The organism is Paraburkholderia sp. IMGN_8, assembly GCF_038050405.1.
Lineage (GTDB): Bacteria > Pseudomonadota > Gammaproteobacteria > Burkholderiales > Burkholderiaceae > Paraburkholderia.
Map to the genome: position 1 here is coordinate 2,025,270 of NZ_CP150901.1, position 17,037 is coordinate 2,042,306.

At 57.5% G+C, this 17,037-nt stretch carries 15 protein-coding genes and 1 pseudogene; 8 read left to right on the forward strand and 8 right to left on the reverse strand.

Translation table 11 applies throughout. The features are described from left to right. Positions 1-31: 31 nt before the first annotated feature. The 3 genes from WN982_RS30285 to WN982_RS30295 are packed head-to-tail and all read left to right on the forward strand — an operon-like array spanning position 32 to position 3,938. A complete protein-coding gene (locus WN982_RS30285) occupies positions 32-1,597 on the forward strand; it encodes a histidine kinase (protein WP_341319234.1) in 1,566 nt (521 codons plus the stop codon). A 24-nt stretch (positions 1,598-1,621) separates the two neighbouring features. Continuing rightward, on the forward strand, positions 1,622-2,773 hold the full coding sequence (gene nosP, locus WN982_RS30290) for a nitric oxide-sensing protein NosP (RefSeq protein WP_341319235.1): 1,152 nt from the start codon (positions 1,622-1,624) through the stop codon (positions 2,771-2,773). Between the two features lies 1 nt (position 2,774). Then, the gene (locus WN982_RS30295) at positions 2,775-3,938 is read left to right on the forward strand and encodes a histidine kinase (RefSeq protein WP_341319236.1); all 1,164 of its coding nucleotides are present in this window, start codon (positions 2,775-2,777) and stop codon (positions 3,936-3,938) included. Positions 3,939-3,975: 37 nt separating this feature from the next. Here WN982_RS30295 and phbB read toward each other — a convergent pair whose 3' ends face one another. From phbB to WN982_RS30310, 3 genes are all read right to left on the reverse strand, one after another. After that, entirely contained in the window at positions 3,976-4,719 is a 744-nt protein-coding gene (gene phbB / locus WN982_RS30300) for an acetoacetyl-CoA reductase (RefSeq protein WP_341319237.1), read from the reverse strand. Positions 4,720-4,851: 132 nt separating this feature from the next. After that, positions 4,852-5,418, reverse strand: coding sequence for a TIGR01841 family phasin (gene phaP, locus WN982_RS30305; protein WP_341319238.1), 567 nt, complete (start codon positions 5,416-5,418; stop codon positions 4,852-4,854). A gap of 86 nt (positions 5,419-5,504) precedes the next feature. Beyond that, on the reverse strand, positions 5,505-5,795 hold the full coding sequence (locus WN982_RS30310; RefSeq protein WP_341319239.1) for a hypothetical protein: 291 nt from the start codon (positions 5,793-5,795) through the stop codon (positions 5,505-5,507). A gap of 798 nt (positions 5,796-6,593) precedes the next feature. On the opposite strand from WN982_RS30310, the gene WN982_RS30315 reads away from it, so the two are divergent. After that, positions 6,594-6,806, forward strand: coding sequence for an ogr/Delta-like zinc finger family protein (locus tag WN982_RS30315; RefSeq protein WP_341319240.1), 213 nt, complete (start codon positions 6,594-6,596; stop codon positions 6,804-6,806). Positions 6,807-6,943: 137 nt separating this feature from the next. On the opposite strand, the gene WN982_RS30320 is transcribed toward WN982_RS30315, so the two are convergent. Further along, positions 6,944-8,845 (reverse strand): hypothetical protein, encoded by a 1,902-nt coding sequence (locus WN982_RS30320; RefSeq protein WP_341319241.1) that lies wholly within the window; start codon positions 8,843-8,845, stop codon positions 6,944-6,946. Positions 8,846-9,024: 179 nt separating this feature from the next. On the opposite strand from WN982_RS30320, the gene WN982_RS30325 reads away from it, so the two are divergent. Both WN982_RS30325 and WN982_RS30330 read left to right on the forward strand, forming a co-directional pair. Further along, on the forward strand, positions 9,025-9,171 hold the full coding sequence (locus tag WN982_RS30325; RefSeq protein ID WP_341319242.1) for a hypothetical protein: 147 nt from the start codon (positions 9,025-9,027) through the stop codon (positions 9,169-9,171). Between the two features lie 449 nt (positions 9,172-9,620). Continuing rightward, positions 9,621-11,627: an AAA family ATPase gene (locus tag WN982_RS30330; RefSeq protein WP_341319243.1), complete on the forward strand. Its 2,007-nt coding sequence runs from the start codon at positions 9,621-9,623 to the stop codon at positions 11,625-11,627. Positions 11,628-11,641: 14 nt separating this feature from the next. On the opposite strand, the gene WN982_RS30335 is transcribed toward WN982_RS30330, so the two are convergent. Further along, entirely contained in the window at positions 11,642-11,815 is a 174-nt protein-coding gene (locus tag WN982_RS30335) for a hypothetical protein (RefSeq protein WP_341319244.1), read from the reverse strand. A gap of 200 nt (positions 11,816-12,015) precedes the next feature. Further along, positions 12,016-12,307: pseudogene (locus WN982_RS30340) on the reverse strand (integrase); the annotation flags it as partial. A gap of 469 nt (positions 12,308-12,776) precedes the next feature. On the opposite strand from WN982_RS30340, the gene WN982_RS30345 reads away from it, so the two are divergent. Next, positions 12,777-13,655: a cyanophycinase gene (locus WN982_RS30345; RefSeq protein ID WP_341319245.1), complete on the forward strand. Its 879-nt coding sequence runs from the start codon at positions 12,777-12,779 to the stop codon at positions 13,653-13,655. A gap of 243 nt (positions 13,656-13,898) precedes the next feature. Next, positions 13,899-14,711, forward strand: coding sequence for a cyanophycinase (locus tag WN982_RS30350; protein ID WP_341319246.1), 813 nt, complete (start codon positions 13,899-13,901; stop codon positions 14,709-14,711). A gap of 104 nt (positions 14,712-14,815) precedes the next feature. Here the strand turns inward: WN982_RS30350 and WN982_RS30355 are convergent, their stop codons facing one another. Both WN982_RS30355 and WN982_RS30360 read right to left on the reverse strand, forming a co-directional pair. Continuing rightward, entirely contained in the window at positions 14,816-16,549 is a 1,734-nt protein-coding gene (locus tag WN982_RS30355) for a transglutaminase family protein (protein WP_341319247.1), read from the reverse strand. 146 nt (positions 16,550-16,695) lie between these two features. Further along, on the reverse strand, positions 16,696-17,004 hold the full coding sequence (locus WN982_RS30360) for a hypothetical protein (protein ID WP_341319248.1): 309 nt from the start codon (positions 17,002-17,004) through the stop codon (positions 16,696-16,698). Positions 17,005-17,037: the final 33 nt, after the last annotated feature.

The window sequence follows — 17,037 nt, forward strand, 5'->3', positions numbered from 1 at the left end:
TGACCTACCCATCCCGTTTTAGCTATCGCATATGCATGGCACATACAATTTCTGGCTAGTTTCGCTGTCGCTGATTATCGCGACGCTGTCAGCGTATACGGTACTTGACCTGGCCGGGTTCATCTCCGTACTGGAAAAGCCGAAGCTCAAACACGCCTGGCTCGGTGGTGGGGCGGCGGCGATGGGGACCGGCATCTGGACCATGCATTTCGTCGGCATGCTCGCTTTTTCGCTGCCGATTCCGTTGGGATACGACTCGCGCCTGACCGGCACATCACTCGCGATTGCGGTCCTGATCTCTTACTTCGCGCTCAACGTGGTCACGCGCGCGAAGTTGACGCGTATCCATCTGACGATGGGCGGCGTCCTGATGGGTCTGGGCATCGCCGGCATGCACTACACGGGCATGGCGGCAGCACATTTTTTGCCTGGGGCCATATGTGGTGCGGCCAACGGGATCAATGCGCAATGGCTTGCCACGACGATTACCCTGTTCACTCTGGCGATCCTGACTGTGACATTGATGGTGTCGCGTTTCGACGCGCGCACGACATTTCTGCGCGGCATGGCCGATACGCTGGAGGATCTCGTCAGGAAGCGGACCGGCGAACTGGAGGGCGCACTCCGCCAGTACGAGCGGACAACACATATGTTGCAGCTCACCCGGCAGAAAATGGAGCGGGAAATCGAGGAACGCAAGGAGGCGCAAGCACGGCTCGAACAGGAAAAGGACGAGCAGCGCAGATTGATCCACGAACTCGAAGACACGCACGTCCAGCTCCTGCAATCGGAGAAGCTCGCATCGATCGGTCAGCTTGCAGCGGGTGTCGCGCACGAGATCAACAATCCGATGGGCTTCGTGAATGCCAACCTCAACACGCTCAGGAGCTGGGTTCAGCGCCTGATTCAGGTCGTGTCGGCGCATGAATCTCTTGTCGGAAGGCTTGATCCCGATGCCCGCGCGCCTTTCGTTGCGGCGTGGAAGGAGGCGGACATCGACTACGTGCGCGACGATAACCTGACACTGGTTGACGAATCGATCGACGGTGCGGTGCGCGTGCGCCGCATTGTGCAGGGCCTGCGCGATTTCTCGCGCCCCGGCAGCGATGAATGGAGCATCGTGGACGTGCATGCGGGACTTGAGAGTACGCTTAACGTCGTCCACAACGAGATCAAGTACAAGGCGCAGGTGGTGCGGGAGTATGGCCCCCTGCCGGACGTGGAGTGCCTGCCGCCTCAATTGAATCAGGTTTTCATGAACCTGCTTCTGAACGCGGCGCAGGCCATTCCGGAGCGCGGCGTCATCACGATCCGCACGAAGAGCGATGACGAGACGGTGTCGATCGCTATCTCCGATACCGGCGTCGGCATGTCGGCTGACGTGGCCAGCAGGATTTTCGATCCGTTCTTCACGACCAAGCCTGTGGGGCAGGGCACCGGTCTGGGGCTCTCGGTTTCCCATCGCATCGTCGAACGCCATCGGGGATGTATCGACGTCGCCAGCCAGCCTGGACGTGGAACGACTTTCACGGTCCGGTTTCCGATTCGTCGCAATCTGAGAGGCGCGGACACCTATGCTTCAAGACGTTCGGCGTAATCGCGCAGTAACAGGAGTTATGTCATGACCTCTCCAGCATCCCCCGCCATCGTCGCGCAGTCGACCAATCCCGATGCGCGTGAAGCCGTCCGGGAAGTACATGCCGCTCTCGAGGCATCCGACGGAGCCCTGGTTCTCTTCTTCTGCTCGAGCCATTTCGACCTCGAATCGCTCGCGGATGAAATTGGCCATTGCTTCGACGGCACCGAGGTCGTCGGTTGCACCACGGCCGGCGAAATCGGCCCGGCCGGATATCTCGACCACAGCCTCGTCGCCGTGGCGTTGCCGCGTGCGTCGTTCACGGCCGTCACTGGGCGACTGGACGATTTGCACAACTTCACGATTGCAGGTGGTCAGGCGTGCGCGCTGGATGCGCTACACGACCTGGAAAGGAAAGCGCCCGGCGCTCGCAGTACAGACACCTTTGCGCTGCTGTTGATCGATGGCCTGTCGGTGAGGGAAGAGCCGGTCACCCGCACGCTGCAAAACGCGCTGGGCGACATTCCGCTGGTCGGCGGATCGGCGGGCGACGACCTGAATTTTGAGCGGACTCACGTGTTTCATGATGGGTGCTTTCACCGCGATTGCGCGGTACTGGTTGTCGCATCGACGACCCTGCCATTCCGGACCTTCAAGACGCAGCATTTCCGTTCCGGCGATGAACGGCTCGTGGTAACGGGCGCCGATGCGGAGCGGCGCACCGTCAGCGAAATCAATGGGCTGCCGGCTGCGGCGGAATATGCGCGCCTGATCGGCGCACGCGTGGAAGATCTTTGCCCGGGCCATTTTGCGGCGGCGCCGGTCGTCGTGCTGATCGATGGCACCGACTATGTGCGATCGATCCAGAAGCTGAACGCCGACGGCAGTCTCACGTTTTACTGCGCGATTGAAGAGGGCCTCGTGCTACGCGTCGCGCGCGGCCTCGATCTCACGGAGAATCTGCGCACGATGTTCGCCGAGCTTCGCAGTGAATTGGGTGAGCCTCAGCTCGTACTCGCATGGGACTGCATCTTGCGCCACCTGGAATTGTTGCAAAAGGGCACGCGCGATATCGCAGGGCGGTTGTTTCAGGACAATCGGTCAGCGGGTTTCAGTACGTACGGCGAGCAATACGGTGGAGTGCACGTCAACCAGACCTTGACTGGAATCGCGTTCGGCGGTGGAGGGGAGGGTTAGCATGCCTGCAGCATCGTCTGTCGCCGTTGCATCGGACGAATGCGTTGTCCTGCAAGCGGAGGTCGTGCGTCTGAACAAAGTGGTCCGGTCGCTGATGGACCGCGCGGAGCGCAGCACGATCGTTTGCGGGTCCGACTTCAGCCTGTTCCAGATGGCCGTCACGCTCGAGGACCAGGTTCGACACCGGACTCGCGAACTTGAAGATGCCCTGCGCGACAACAAGAAGATGACGCATGCGCTCGAACGTACCCAGCGCTTGATGAAACAGGAAATCGAAGAGCGCAGGCGCGCCCAGATCGAACTGGAGCGGGAGAAGGAGGCGCAGCGACGCCTGATCGACGAGCTGGCTGAAGCGCATGTCAAATTGCTGCAATCGGAGAAACTTGCGTCGATCGGGCAGCTCGCCGCCGGTGTCGCGCACGAGATCAACAACCCGATCGGCTTCGTCGATTCCAACCTTGGGACGTTGAAGACGTGGGTGCGCAGGCTGCTCGATGTCATGGCGCTGCAGGACTCGATGCTCACCGGGCTGGATCCTGCTATACAGGCCCGCATGGATCAGGCGCGTAAAGATGCCGATCTCGACTATCTTCGCGAGGACATCGGCCCGCTGATCGACGAATCCATCGAGGGCACCTCGCGTGTCCGGCGCATCGTGCAGGACCTGCGCGATTTCTCACGCGCGGGCAGCGAAGACTGGTGTGTGGTCGACCTGCATGCAGGCCTTGAGGCGACACTGAATGTCGTGCGCAACGAAATCAAGTACAAGGCAGAAGTCGTCAAGCATTACGGCGACCTGCCGCCGGTCGAGTGTATGCCGTCGCAGGTGAACCAGGTGCTGATGAACCTGCTTGTCAACGCCGCTCAGGCGATTCCCGAACGGGGCATCATCACGATCAGCACGCGTCGCGACGGCGATGGCGTGTCAATTGCCATTGCGGATACCGGCGTAGGCATGGCGGCCGACGTGCAGGCGAAGATATTCGACCCGTTCTACACGACGAAACCCGTTGGTCAAGGCACCGGATTGGGGTTATCGGTTTCGTATGGCATTGTCGAAAAACACGGCGGCAGGATCGTCGTGGAAAGCAGACGGGGAGAAGGGTCGTGCTTCACGGTGTGGCTTCCAGCAAAGCGACGCGCGGACTCGTGCGGGGAACCTTGAGGCGCGACGCGGCGTTTCCTTGTGCGGGACGTTCGACTCACTGAAGATGCTGACCGCCGTTGATGGCGATATTCGCTCCAGTCAGAAAGCCCGCCTCGCGCGAACACAGGTATAGGACGAGCGCAGCGACTTCCGCAGGTTGTCCCAGGCGTCCGACGGGTATCTGGGGAATGATTTTTGTGTCGAGGACATCCTGCGGGACCGCCATCACCATCCGGGTGGCGATGAAGCCGGGCGAAATCGTGTTGACGGTCACCCCTTTCCTGGCCACCTCGAGCGCCAGCGATTTCGTGAAGCCGTGCATGCCCGCCTTGGCCGCTGCGTAATTGGTTTGCCCAAAGCCGCCCTTGGAGCCGATGATCGACGAGATATTGATAATGCGGCCCCAGCCGCGCTCGACCATCCCGTCACACACGGGCTTCGTCATGTTGAACACCGAATCGAGGTTGGTACGGATCACGGCATCCCAGTTGACCTTGTCCAACTTCTTGAAGCTTGCGTCCCGGGTAATGCCGGCGTTGTTGAGCAGAATGTCGATGGGACCGACTTCGGCCTGGATTCTGGCGACGCACGTTGCACACGATTCATAATCGGCCACATCGACGCCATAGGCGTGGAATCTGCGTCCGTCGGCCTCCATGCGGGCAAGCCAGGTGTCGATGCCGGTGTTGTGCGGCGAGTAGGTGACGATGACCGTGTAGCCGGCGTCGTGCAGCTTGACGCTGATAGCTTCACCGATTCCACCGGTGCCTCCCGTGACAAGTGCGATCTGCTTCGTCATGTCTTTACCCGATCAAGGAACTGAATGGCGCCGCGGCGTAGGGACCGCCAGGTGCCTTTCCGGTGTGCCCGCATCGTGAAACCGGAGCGTTGCGAACGCAGCGCAATGGCAACGTATCGCTGCAGCGACCGACTACTTCGATGTGGCGCGCGTGGCTTGCTCGATCGCCCGCTTTGTCGTTTTCGACACTGCGGTGCTCACCGCCTCGGCATTGCTTTCGGCGACGTGGATCGCCTGCTGCGCCGCTTTGCGCGTGGTCTCATACCAGGTGCCCGCGGCGGTAATCGCGGCCTTCAGGGCGGTGATGGCGCTCTCTGCGGCAGCCGGTGCATGTTGTGCCGCGTCGTCGATGAGACTTTGAAATTTGCGCTGCTGCTGCGCGAACTGCTCGCTGGCAACGTTGTCAAGTTCCAGTTGTGAATTCGATACGATGGTGCGCAACTGGCCGTAGTACGACTGAAGCCGGGGAGCAACCCGCTCCGTCACGCTACCCTGCAGCGTGCTCCATTCATGCGGACTTTTCCCCACGAATGCGTTAAGCACCACCTCTTCGGTTTCTGCGATACCCGACCTGATGGTTTGCAGGTTTAGCTCGACTAGTTTCTGAAAACTCTCGAACGCCATGTTCGCCAAAGCGAACGATGCGTCCATGTTGGCTCGTTGCGCCGTGGCGACTTGTTCCGGACTCCACAGATTCATTGATCGCTCCAAAAATGTGCCCTGAGCCGGGCAGTACGGAAGGGAATTTTTCGTGCGCTGATGCTGAAAGCAACGAAACAGTTTCGTTAGCGGAGGCCGGGGCGGACGGTCTTCCGAGTCATGACCCGATATTCATCGCCGTCGCCACGGGCTATCCTGCTACGCGTGTTGCCCGGCGTCGAACTGATCCAGTTTTTCAACAACAGTTCGTCGATTGAGCACAACTGGCTTTTCGTCAGGTGACCTGAATCGAGCAGATGACAGAGCCGCAAACGCCAGTATCCCGCGGGCAGGATTGGACCACCGAGATCCCCCTGCAACGCGGGCTGCATCACACGCCGGATGTGCGTGATTTCCCGGTCGAGAAATGTAAGCATGTACGCCCCGATAACGTCGTTATCTGTTGTCCAGCAACTTCTTGTTGTATTCGTATAAGTCTGACGATTACTTTAGGTCAGTTTTTCCCGTTTACCAACTACTCGAACGGATAGTCTGATTCGGCACTGTTGCTATGCATTTAACAACAGAGGGAAGACCGTAGGTCGCGGGCCGAGACCGAAAGCGGCCAAACACAACGCTTAACGACGAGCGCTCCTGCTGAGGGGGGAGTGCGCAGCTTCAGCCGGGCCGACTTGCCGGCTCTGGCATAGCGGCACCTCCAGTGTTGCTCTTTCTGATTGCAATTAACTCAATGCGCATGAATGCGAGATCGATTACCCGCGCGTGAAAAGAGAATGGCTCTGATGCAAATAGTTGGCGTGGCTGGAATGTTTCGTATGGGCACGACTCGAGAATGTCGGCAAGCCGCGCCTCACCAATGGTTTGGAAGCGGGGGCGGTGTCTGACCCGCCGCGGCCAAACTCGGTTCTTCATCGAACTTCCGGGTTCGGTGCAACGGCCACTCATCCCTTCGAGTCGGTGGGCAGGTCGGCATTTTCACCTCTTTGTCCTGTCCGCAGGTCCTCCGACGGTCGCGGTCTACGTCACACAATAATTGCCGCAAAATCGTGCTCTGGAGTGCGCTCCGGCTGCCAGCCGTTGCGGTGTAGCGAGAGTTCGTCGTCTCCACTTTGAAGTTTTGCGCTCCCGTTGTGGGTCGCAGTTAACCCCTACAGTGCGACCCTGGCCGCTGCAGGCTAGCGGGTCAGGCAAATTCGACCACGGGCGAACGCGGAATGAGATTCACCATCGCATGCCCGCATTGCAGCGCGCGCGGCATTGCGCGCGCGATGGAAAAAAAGTCGGACACCGCCTGGATGATCGACTTCCAGTGCGACGACGTGACGTGTGGTCACACGTACCGCACCCGCCTCGAAATGTTTCCGCCTGAGACACCCATACCGAAGCGCGAGAGGCGCGGCGCGCAGCAATTTCAGTTCAACGTTTGATCGGCTGCTGGTCGCATGATCTGCGGCTTTCGATATCCGCAGTGGTCGCCCGTGGGGGCAGGCCGGTCCACCTGTTCCGGCCGGCTGTATCACCTGCCGACCGGAACTGGCCGCTTCACTGGGCGATAGGTGCTGCGCTACTGGATGCCCCCACCCCCGGGGTTGATGATTGAATTCCTTCCGAAGAGAATGTAAAACGGATCGAACCGGTAGCCTGCCGCTGTGGTCGCGTCTGTCAGAATTGAGTAACCGAACCCTGCAAATAGGCTGTTTTGCGGGCTGGCTTGGCGGACCGTGACGTAGTCGCCCCAGCGAGTCGTGGAGATGTCGCTGAGCGCTGGGTACCAAACGACGAAGTCGCCCAAGATTCCCACGGCGCTGTTGGCATAAAATGTTTTGCCGCCCCAGCCGAGTGCTATGCCCACTTCGCCACGGTCATTGGTCGCCAGGGACGGATACGCAAATGCATAGTCATTGTTCCAGATGGCAAACTGGTCAAGCAGCTTGTAGCCGGCAGAAGGGTCGATCTTCACCACCTGAATGTTGGCGTTGGGGAAATTGAACCCCCCACTGGCGCCGGCTCCATTGCTCGCGGTCCACGCAAACCATACTTCGTTTCCGCGCCGCGTCGCGCCGATCACACCGAAATTCGGGAAGCTCGCCGCCTTCGTAAGCCAGTCGTTGTTGTCTTTCGCAATGGATGTGAGCGTTGCATTCGGCCAGTTGTTCACGCCTACATCGCGCCACGAGTACGATGTCGAGTTCTCGTTCCAGTTGAAAACCTGGAGCGTGCTGTTGTTCTTGTTTCCGGCCCAATACGCTTCGTCGCCTGTGTTCTGCGTGACATGGCTTGCGTAGGCAATCCCCGAGTTGGCCCAGTCGGTGTAGCGGAAATTGATAGTGCCGGCCGCCGCGATTTCCGGGAGTGGGATCCGAACGATGATCCGCCCTCCTGTCGGGGGCGATGCCCCGCCGTTGCCGACGTTGTCGACGCTCATATACAAAAAGTTATTGCCCACCGACATGTTGGGATAGTCCAACCAGTGGTTTCCGGCCGCCGCATCGGCTGCCGTCGTGGTAATGCCGAGCGCATCTGAAGTTAGATCCCAATATGTCCACGAGGTGCACTTACTGCTGGAGACGGTCTCAGGACTCGCAGCCGCAATACGAAGACGGTTCTTGCCGTTGGCGCCGACATTGAACTGCATCAGCCAGATGAAGCGATCGATGCTGGGGACATATTGGACGATCTGATCGCAGCAGAAACCTCCGTCGGCCGTGTTGTCGAAGATGGTGGTCGGATCTAAGGGAGTAAAGGTGCTTCCCGCGTCGGTGGAATAGGCGACGTACTTGTTAGCAGTGGCCAGCACGACGCTGCCGCTTTCCGCTCCGCTGATGTCCGCTGCAACCGTGGACTTGGGCGTGCCACCTTTGCCGTAGATCGTATACTTCCCAAAGACGACTGGGTCTGGATCGCCGCCCGCCGCACCACCAGACCTGATGTCGAGGGGCTTGATGGGCTTGCCGGGCGTCAGAAAGCCACGAAATGGACCGCGAGGCACGTCGGGTGCAGGGACTTCATTGGCTTCCTCGTCCGGACTGCCACAACTGGCCGCGGGAGGAAAAGGGGCTCCGAAGGCTCGCTGCGGCGCAGCGCTTCCAACCAAGGATATCGCCGTGCCGCCTCCTTCTTCCCGGGGCTCACACGGCTCATACTTGCAGTAGGGCGTGGGCTCCTCCACCTCGCAATATGTGAGGGCTGTCGGGTGCGGCGGCGTGCAACACTCTTTGCACGACTCTTTCGACTCTCTCGACTCTTTGGACTCGATGAACTCCCGGCGCGAATCAGACCGTGAGTGGATCTCGTTGAGCGTCTCGCAAGTATTTTTGGAGACATGCTCGAGGATACAAATCGCAGTATCCAGCTTGCGGGAGAGGCCCGAGAGCAGGGCGTTCTGAGAAAGTCCAACCTCAATAAGTGCCTTCAGCAGGCTGCCAACCTCTTCGATCGGCTGCTCGGTTTCATGATCGTAACTCATGACTTATTTCCTTCATGGTGAGCATATTGCTGCATCGCAGCAATTGTGAAGCCAGTTGAGGGAAAGCTCGCACTGCGCCGCACACTCTCCGGCCGCGGGAGCCCACGTCGACTCTTGCCAGGACAGATCACGCTTGGGACATCGGATCCGATTAATTGCTTTGCCATCGCCAACGATGAATGGGAATCTTTCTGGCGATGCTGCAACTGCGCCACGGTCTGGCGCGGAGATCACCGTTCAAACTGACGGTTGATATCGCAAAAGACGAGCTGATGCTTCTTGAATTTCACACGCGCGCCCCACTTAGCGACCCGAACGCATCTTGAGCACGAGAGATGGGCAGGGGGACGAATCACACATTGTCGACGCGTGGGCGTTTCCGTTCACCCCGCCCGATCAAACGCTGTCCCCCTTCCCCGCCTGCGTTGCGCTTGTCTGCCCATGGTTGATGCATTCGCGCAGTGACGCTGCGGCTGTCATTTTGTTGGCTCTTACACAATTCCAGATTTTCCGAAATTGACGCATTCTGACGCAGCACACAGGGATATTTACCCGCGATGCGGAGAACAGATGAGTTCGTTCCGTGCCACCCGGCTCGAACCATTAATTTGGCATCGTATCGCGCGTCCCTGCTGGTAACATGGCAGCGAAGTTGCCGACTCGCCCGCAGCCGTACCAACTACTGCCTTATAGTCGCAGACTAAAAACAACGGGGAATACTATGCGCCTTCACGTCTTGAGAATCGTTAATTTTCGCGCTATCGAAGATATTGACGTGGAATTTGACAATGATGTAAATGTTATCGTTGGGCCGAATGCGATAGGAAAAACCACAATATTAGAGGCGGTTCGATTGGTTAAGGCCGTTTTAGCGCCTCGAACGCAAAACGAAGCCAATCAAGTAATGTTCGGTCTAGGTGCGTCGTCGCCTCATATGCCAAGCCGGATGAATTTAAATGCGGTTGCGCGCGACGTCGAAAAACCGATTGCCATTTCTTGCATTTTTCAATTTAACGAATCTGAAATACAGATTTTGAGAAAATTTGTGCCGCAGATGGCGCACAGCGTCGTCCAAGCGAGAATGGGGCAAGCGTTTGCAAACCCCGGAGTCATGGTTGCGTTTGTTTCATCTCCTGAAGGTCAAGCACAAATCAAGGCAGTATCCGAGGAAATCAACATTGAGTTAAAACGAATCCGAGAATCAGCCAATCGTGTAAATGTCGAGCTGACCATAACTGCGAACTCGGGTCCGACATCAACGGGTAGCCAGCTGGGTCCAGCGTTCATATCGGTTTTGGAGGCACAAAATCCTCCTAATCTCACCAAATTTAGCTACTTTCCCGCCGACCGTTCTTTGCCGAACGGTGAGCAGCCGGTTCAGCTTGGGGCCGCCGATACAGCCAACCAACTCGAAGCGCACAATTCTCAGCCTCAATTGAAATATGCGCGCCTAAAGAATACGATATTTTCCGCACTTGTAACCAGCGACGCAGATCGAACGGATATTTATCTTGAATTTGAGAAAATATTTAATGGTGTTTTAAAAGGAAGAAAGATTATAGGGGTTGGGATAAATGAAATCGGCCTCCTTTCCATAAAAATACAAGATATTGAGTCGGGTCGTGAATTCGATTTGGATGGGATGAGTAGTGGCGAAAAGGGGCTTATTTTAACCTTCCTCTTGATTGGCCGTTCGATAGTCGAGGGTGGACTCATCTTGCTCGATGAGCCGGAGCTTCATTTAAATCCTGCAGTGTGCAAGGACGTATTGCCGTTTATTGTCGACCATTATGTTAAGCCAAAAAACCTCCAGATTTTGATATGTTCGCACTCTCCGGAAATCCTTGCTGGCGCGTTCGACAGGGAAGAGTGCTCACTTTTTCATTTGATATCGGAAAAAATGCTTACAAAGGTCCGGCGCCAAGATCAAGACACTATTTCGTCTGCGCTTCGAGCACTTGGGACATCCGAAAGCGAGGGACTGCTCTTCAAGGGAATTGTCTTCGTCGAAGGGCCAGACGATGTGACAATATTGGAGACCGGATTCGGTGACGTACTCAGGAGATTTAAATTAAAGGATCTCGGTGGGCGAATTGAGATTGAGCGGCAGATTGCCCTCCTTCAGACCGCGGAAGATCCCAAAGACGTAGTTTCCCCTCGATTTTTCATCTTTGATCGCGACGATGCACCGACAAATTTGAAGAATACAGATTCGATAAAAATTCTCCAATGGGATTGGCGGTGTCTAGAGAACTATCTTCTTGACAAGGATGCGATCGCTGATCTTTTGATGGATAGCGAAGTCGTCAAAAAACCGTTTTCGAACGCCGGCGAGGTTTTTCAATTCATAAAAGCGCTGGCTTTTAATCAGCTCGACGAGAGTGCGGCGAGGGAGGTCTACAGAGCGTTTAAATACGGAGACGTCGGGTTGCGAGCCGCCAACGTAAAGGGCAAAGAAATTCCTGAAATCGCTAAGGCCCTGGTCGCGCGACTTCAGGACATGAAGGAACAAGTGGGCGGGTTGGATGCCGATCAATGGCGCCACAATTTCGAGGCGGAGTGCTCGGTGGCTAAACAACGTCTGCAGGGCGTCTGGGAAGCAACTTGGCGGGAGGACTGTGACGGAAAGCGCCTCTTTCAAGATATTGCTGCCTCAGGCTTACTGAAAATGAGCCTTAAGAGCTTCAAAAAACGGGTCATGATCCATATGCGTAACACGCAGTCTGAGAATTGGAGGTCGATTAAGAGCCTTTTGGCCTCGCTCACTGGCTCCACGATGTAGAACGCGCTCCGTATTCACAGTGGATTGTCTGCGATTAGAGTGTAGGCGTCGAAATCAACCTGGCGCCGGCTCAACTGGAGCCGTTCCGCGGCCTGCCGCGTCATCAGCATGCCATCGACCACCGACTGGATCGTCCTGAGCCGGTCCACCTCGCGCATCGTCATGGTGATCGTCCCGGATGTCGTCATGCGAGCCTCCGGTCAAAGGTCAGCCAGCACGCGACGTTTCAGCTTTGCCCAGGTACGACATTACAGCTTTGCCGTAACATTGTTGATGTTGATAATTTACCTTATGTCAAATCATAAACACAGGAAACGACACGGCTCGGGCGTAAAACTATGCTGTAAGGAGAAGCAATCGTTCGCACAAGAATGAAAACGCTTCGATATCGTTGCAGTACGTTCCAGAGCCGCACGCTGGTGAAGCGCGCCGCACTGTCCTCGGCGAGACTTGCGATCAACGGCATGTCCGGGCGCCAGCGGCTGGACGTCACTGGCAGCCGGCGCTTGACGAGGTGACGATTGAGCGCCGTGCGGGCGAGCGGCGGCAATGCGACTTTGGCCACCTTGTGCTGCTTCCCGACGACCGTGGGCCAATGGTCGCCGCGCGCGTCAATCTCGATATCACCGAGCGCCGCGCCAACCAGCTCGCGCGCGGCCCGTCGCATACCCGAAGTCTAGGGTTGCTGCCTCGGGCCGGTGATCGTGTTGCGATGGCAGATGTCGAAGACGTGGTGGCTTACATGTTCGTGCGCGCCAATCAGTTCGGTGCGCAGCGCGACGTGATTGGCCAGCCAGATCCGACAGTCCTGCATACCCCAGCCTGTGACGGAGGCAATGCGTAGGTCTGTAGCTTCTCCGCTGTCGTCGGGTGCAGTGGCACAATCCTCAACGTCCGGGAGTTGGTCTCGAGGATCACGATCCTCGGCGGATCGGCGTTGAGTTGCACGTCAATGTCGCACCATATCGGTTCAAATGCGCACACAATGTGTGCACATACCCTCCCCGCACCTCGTCGGTCTGATGTCCCGGCGAGCTTCTTCTCAACGCGGCCGGCACAGCGCGCGCGAGCCCTTGTCAAGGAAACATTGGCGCGCTTTTTGCTGTTACGATGGTCATAGAGGGGAAGGTACAAATCTGGAAGGAGTGAATGATGCACCCCGGAAAATCGCTGAACGGTGCCGCGCGAGGCTTTATTATCCCCATTGGCGGCAAGGAAAATCGGGTCCAGAACCCGGTTATCCTGCGTCGTTTCGTCAAGCTTTGTGGTGGCTCACGCGCGCACATCGCAGTCATCCCGACGGCCTCTTCACTGGACGATACGGGGGATCTCTACGAGACTGTGTTCCGCGATCTCGGGGCTGACCGGGTCAGTATCCTGCCATTCAAGTCCCGCGCCGACTGCGAGTCCGACAAATATCTGAAGGTGCTCGATCACGCTGACGGTGTCTTCATGACCGGAGGCGACCAGGTACGCCTCGCCGAGATGCTGATCGACACGTCGGCCGCGGACAAGCTGCGCCGCCGCAACGCACACGGTATGCACGTAGCGGGCACCTCCGCTGGAGCCTCCGCCATGTCCGCCGCGATGATCGCCGGCGGCAAGAGCGGTGCAACGCCTCGCGCCGGGATGGTCGATCTGGCGCCGGGCCTGGGTTTCATCAGCCGCTTTGTGATCGACCAGCACTTCAGCCAGCGCGATCGACTCGGCCGCCTGCTCGCGGCGGTGGCCTCTATCCCATTCGGGGCGGGCATCGGGCTGGATGAGGATACGGCCGCGTTCATCGGTCCAGACGACACGCTGGAGGTGGTCGGCACCGGTAGCGTCACCATCATCGACGGGTCGAATCTGCGCAATTCGGCTGCAGCCCCGGTTCGCCGCGACGACCCGGTAGGACTGACAGGAGTACGTCTGCATATCCTCGTCGAAGGCAATACGTACGATCTCGCAACACACACTCTCTCAGGCGGTATCTTGTCCGCGAAAAGCAACGCTGCCTGCGAATTGACCGCCGCTGCCTTGACCTGACCGGTTAGAAAGCAGAACCCGCTTCATTCACGAACCGGGCAGCGCGCGTCTGCCGCGATCCGCTTGCCGATATAATCGTGCGAGGCACCAGCGACTGGGACGGCAGAAACCATAGACGCCAGCTGATGCGAGCCCGCCAGCAGCAGTGCTGCCGGTGGAACAGGCGGATCACGTGGTGGCTGCACGAGACCTAGGCTACTTCGCGATTTTGCACTCTACCCGGAGTGAAAGTTGAGTCGTGCAATGGCGTCCACGGGCGGCACACGCGGTTTTATCGTCCCCATCGGCGGCGATGGAGGACGCATACGGAAGGCCTCCATCCTGCGCCGCTTCGTGCAGCTTTGCGGCGGCTCCCGTGCGCATATCGCCATCGTCGCCACGGTCTCCGAGATGCCCGAGGCTGGCTATCGTTACGAACGAGCGTTCCGCGATCTGCGCGTTGATCGGGTCAGCCTCCTGAGATTTGGGACCCGAGCAGACTGCGAGTCGAAGCGGGACCTCGAAGTGCTCGATAGCGTCGACGGGATTTTCCTTATGGGGAGCGAGACAGTCCATCTTTCCGAGACCATGGGCAGCACTTCGGTGGCCCAGAAGATCCGCAACCGGAATGCACAGGGTATCCACGTGGCCGGCACCTCGACAGGAGCCGCGTTTCTGCCGGAGCAGATGATTGCGGCCGGACAGAGCGGCACGACGCCCCGCGCGGACATTGTCGAATTGGCGCCGGGCCTGGGCCTGATCGGGCAGTTGATCATCGATCAGCACTATCGTCACCAGGACCGGCTCGGGCGTCTACTGATGGCCCTGACTTACAACCCGCTAGCTATTGGTATCGGCCTGGATGAAGACACGGCTGCGTTTATTGGTCCGGACCACGGGCTGCAGGTGGTGGGCAGCGGCGGCATCACCATTGTGAACCCGTCCCAACTCCAGCACTCCGCGATCCATCCAGATCGTCGCCACGCGCCGGTCAGCGTGATCGGCCTGCACCTGGACATCCTTGTTGAGGGCGACCTGTATGATTTGGCGGCGCATAGGGCAACCATCAAGCGCTAATTCGGATTCGCGCCGGTAAGCCTGGGTATTCTCAAGTCATCACGTGAGCCGCCTTGGCGACCTCTCGCGATCAAGCGTCGGGCTTCCCTCAAACCGCCGAGTGCTCAGGCGGCGCGGACTGCCGGACGTCGGTCAGGAAACACCTCATCCAGCGAGGCCTCCCGAAGGACCTCGATCTGGATGTCAGGCACAAACAAGTCCGAATACATCAGATCGTTATCGACCTTTTCCCAGCAACCGGGCTTGCATATTTCGCACATCTTTTCTGTTCTGCTGTTTTCTATATAGATCCACGACAACGCGCCAAAAAACCTTTCATGTCGTTCTGGCGCATTGTCCGATGAGCTTTCCATCGGTACCCACCCTAGCCCGGGCACATAGAACTCCACCCACGCATGGTCGTAATCCGGCGTACAGACCGAGTTGACTCGCGCATATCTCAGCTTATACTCGGGTACCTTGAAATCTCCGACTGGCCTGCATGCGACCCCGCAAAGCCGCATTAATCCTATTAACAGCTCCATGTACTTTCCGCAGGTCCCTTCACCGCCTCTCAAGGTCTCGACGGGACTTGTGTACTGGTTGTTGTATCGGTACGCCAACCTGCTATAAACATATTCGCGCACGGCTTTCGCAATTTTGACCACATTACCGCGCTCATTTTCGGGCAGAGCCGAAATCAGCTCGGCTGCAATGTCTCTTAATTCCAGCCGGTCCATATAATACCTGGACTCTTCTTTAAGAAAGCGTGTCTTGATATCGTCGGGATAGGGCGCATCCGCGACATTCAGCTTGTATCGTATGCCGTACGCTTCGATTACAGCACTATAGCCAAAGGGGCGGCGCTCCTTATCAAGCTCGACGCCGGTCAGATCGAATTCCACGATCTCGTTGCCATTTTGGTCTTCTTTTAAAACGCCCGGAACGTCGCCAATAATCCTGATTGACTTGATCTTCTGTCTTCGCGTCTCGACTGGAATCGACAGCCTGACGCACATCCCGACACCACTGATTCTGTTCAAAACTTCGCGGGTGGGCTTGAGCATTTCGGCATAAGTCAATTTCACTTCATACCCTCCCGAAAGGCCGAAACTCCCGATCTCGCCAAGTTCTATTATTTTGTAGTCAAGTCTCTCTATAAAACCATCGGAGACGTGCTTATTGAGTTTTATATTCGGACTGCCGCGCTTCCCCGATTCGGAACTCGCATCGTCGAAAACGTCCCAGCTATCCTGGTTGTAATATATATAGATGACGGGTTCTTCTTTATCTGACGTTTTAATGGAAGCGATTCCCGATGCCCCTTCATACGGTATGGTCAGCGACGCCAGATGAATCCCATCAAGACTGTAGACATAAATGGCCTGGCTGGCGCCGTTCAGTATAAACAGGAGATCCCCATGCACGGTAATATCGTTGACACCATGACCTACCTCAGTCGCCTGTATTAAACCATCCTCATCCAGAATGAACAGGGCGCCACGTCTGTCGACCGCATAATGCCGATCGTTTTTCCAGCACAGCCCAACCAGTTCCTCTGCTTGATCGATCGTAATGATGTCCATCGCGTCACGGACCGTTCCATCCTCTATCCCGACCGCGTAGATCCGATTGGAACGCGAATAATTGACGATACCATCCGGCCGCATACAGAGTGCAGCCGATCCTTTGAACGCGTTGAAGCTCCTGAAATTGACAATCGCGCAAAAGAATCCCGTGCGAACGTCAATTTTGCCGAGCACCCCAAGGTCCGGATCGACGACGAACAGCGCATCTTCCTCGTTGCTATCGACAGAGACGATATGCCTCGCAAAGAGAGGTTTTATCGGCGTGACCACAAATCCCCCTATCGTTCTGATTGACGAGGCACGGGCGGGACCGGTGCCTCGTCAAGTCAGGCGGGATGCGGCGCCCGAGACCGCAACAGGGCTCCATTGAGCGTGCGCGCTGCGTCTGCTACGCGCAAGCAGGCGCAGCAAGTCCGCTAATGCTCCCTGCCCCTCGAGGCTTCCCGGTCCCGATCCCTCGATACGTCCCGGTCCCTGCCCCTCAAGGCCTCCTGCTCATTGCCTCCCAAGGCCTCCCGCTCACTGCCTCTCAAGGCTTCCTGAATAAAATCGGCATAGTCCGAGAGGTGCCTCAGATTGGAATCCAGAGAATTGCGCGACGACCCGCTCATCGCTTCGTGACGTATCAGGTCCAGCGCGACTTCGACGGCTATCCTCCGTTTCGAGGACGCATCGAGCGCGGCTTCGTTGTCGTTGTAGAGAAGAAATCTTTGTGCCTCGTCCATTTTGGCTCTCCTAAGTCTTGACGCTCATGAAGG

Bases quoted from the DNA above. Each gene is read 5' to 3' on its own strand.
- WN982_RS30295 (WP_341319236.1), top strand. From the start codon at position 2,775: ATGCCTGCAGCATCGTCTGTCGCCGTTGCATCGGACGAATGCGTTGTC.
- WN982_RS30350 (WP_341319246.1), top strand. From the start codon at position 13,899: ATGGCGTCCACGGGCGGCACACGCGGTTTTATCGTCCCCATCGGCGGC.
- WN982_RS30320 (WP_341319241.1), bottom strand. From the start codon at position 8,845: ATGAGTTACGATCATGAAACCGAGCAGCCGATCGAAGAGGTTGGCAGC.
- WN982_RS30310 (WP_341319239.1), bottom strand. From the start codon at position 5,795: ATGCTTACATTTCTCGACCGGGAAATCACGCACATCCGGCGTGTGATG.
- WN982_RS30325 (WP_341319242.1), top strand. From the start codon at position 9,025: ATGGGAATCTTTCTGGCGATGCTGCAACTGCGCCACGGTCTGGCGCGG.
- phbB (WP_341319237.1), bottom strand. From the start codon at position 4,719: ATGACGAAGCAGATCGCACTTGTCACGGGAGGCACCGGTGGAATCGGT.
- WN982_RS30335 (WP_341319244.1), bottom strand. From the start codon at position 11,815: ATGACGACATCCGGGACGATCACCATGACGATGCGCGAGGTGGACCGG.
- nosP (WP_341319235.1), top strand. From the start codon at position 1,622: ATGACCTCTCCAGCATCCCCCGCCATCGTCGCGCAGTCGACCAATCCC.
- WN982_RS30345 (WP_341319245.1), top strand. From the start codon at position 12,777: ATGATGCACCCCGGAAAATCGCTGAACGGTGCCGCGCGAGGCTTTATT.
- WN982_RS30315 (WP_341319240.1), top strand. From the start codon at position 6,594: ATGAGATTCACCATCGCATGCCCGCATTGCAGCGCGCGCGGCATTGCG.
- phaP (WP_341319238.1), bottom strand. From the start codon at position 5,418: ATGAATCTGTGGAGTCCGGAACAAGTCGCCACGGCGCAACGAGCCAAC.
- WN982_RS30360 (WP_341319248.1), bottom strand. From the start codon at position 17,004: ATGGACGAGGCACAAAGATTTCTTCTCTACAACGACAACGAAGCCGCG.
- WN982_RS30285 (WP_341319234.1), top strand. From the start codon at position 32: ATGCATGGCACATACAATTTCTGGCTAGTTTCGCTGTCGCTGATTATC.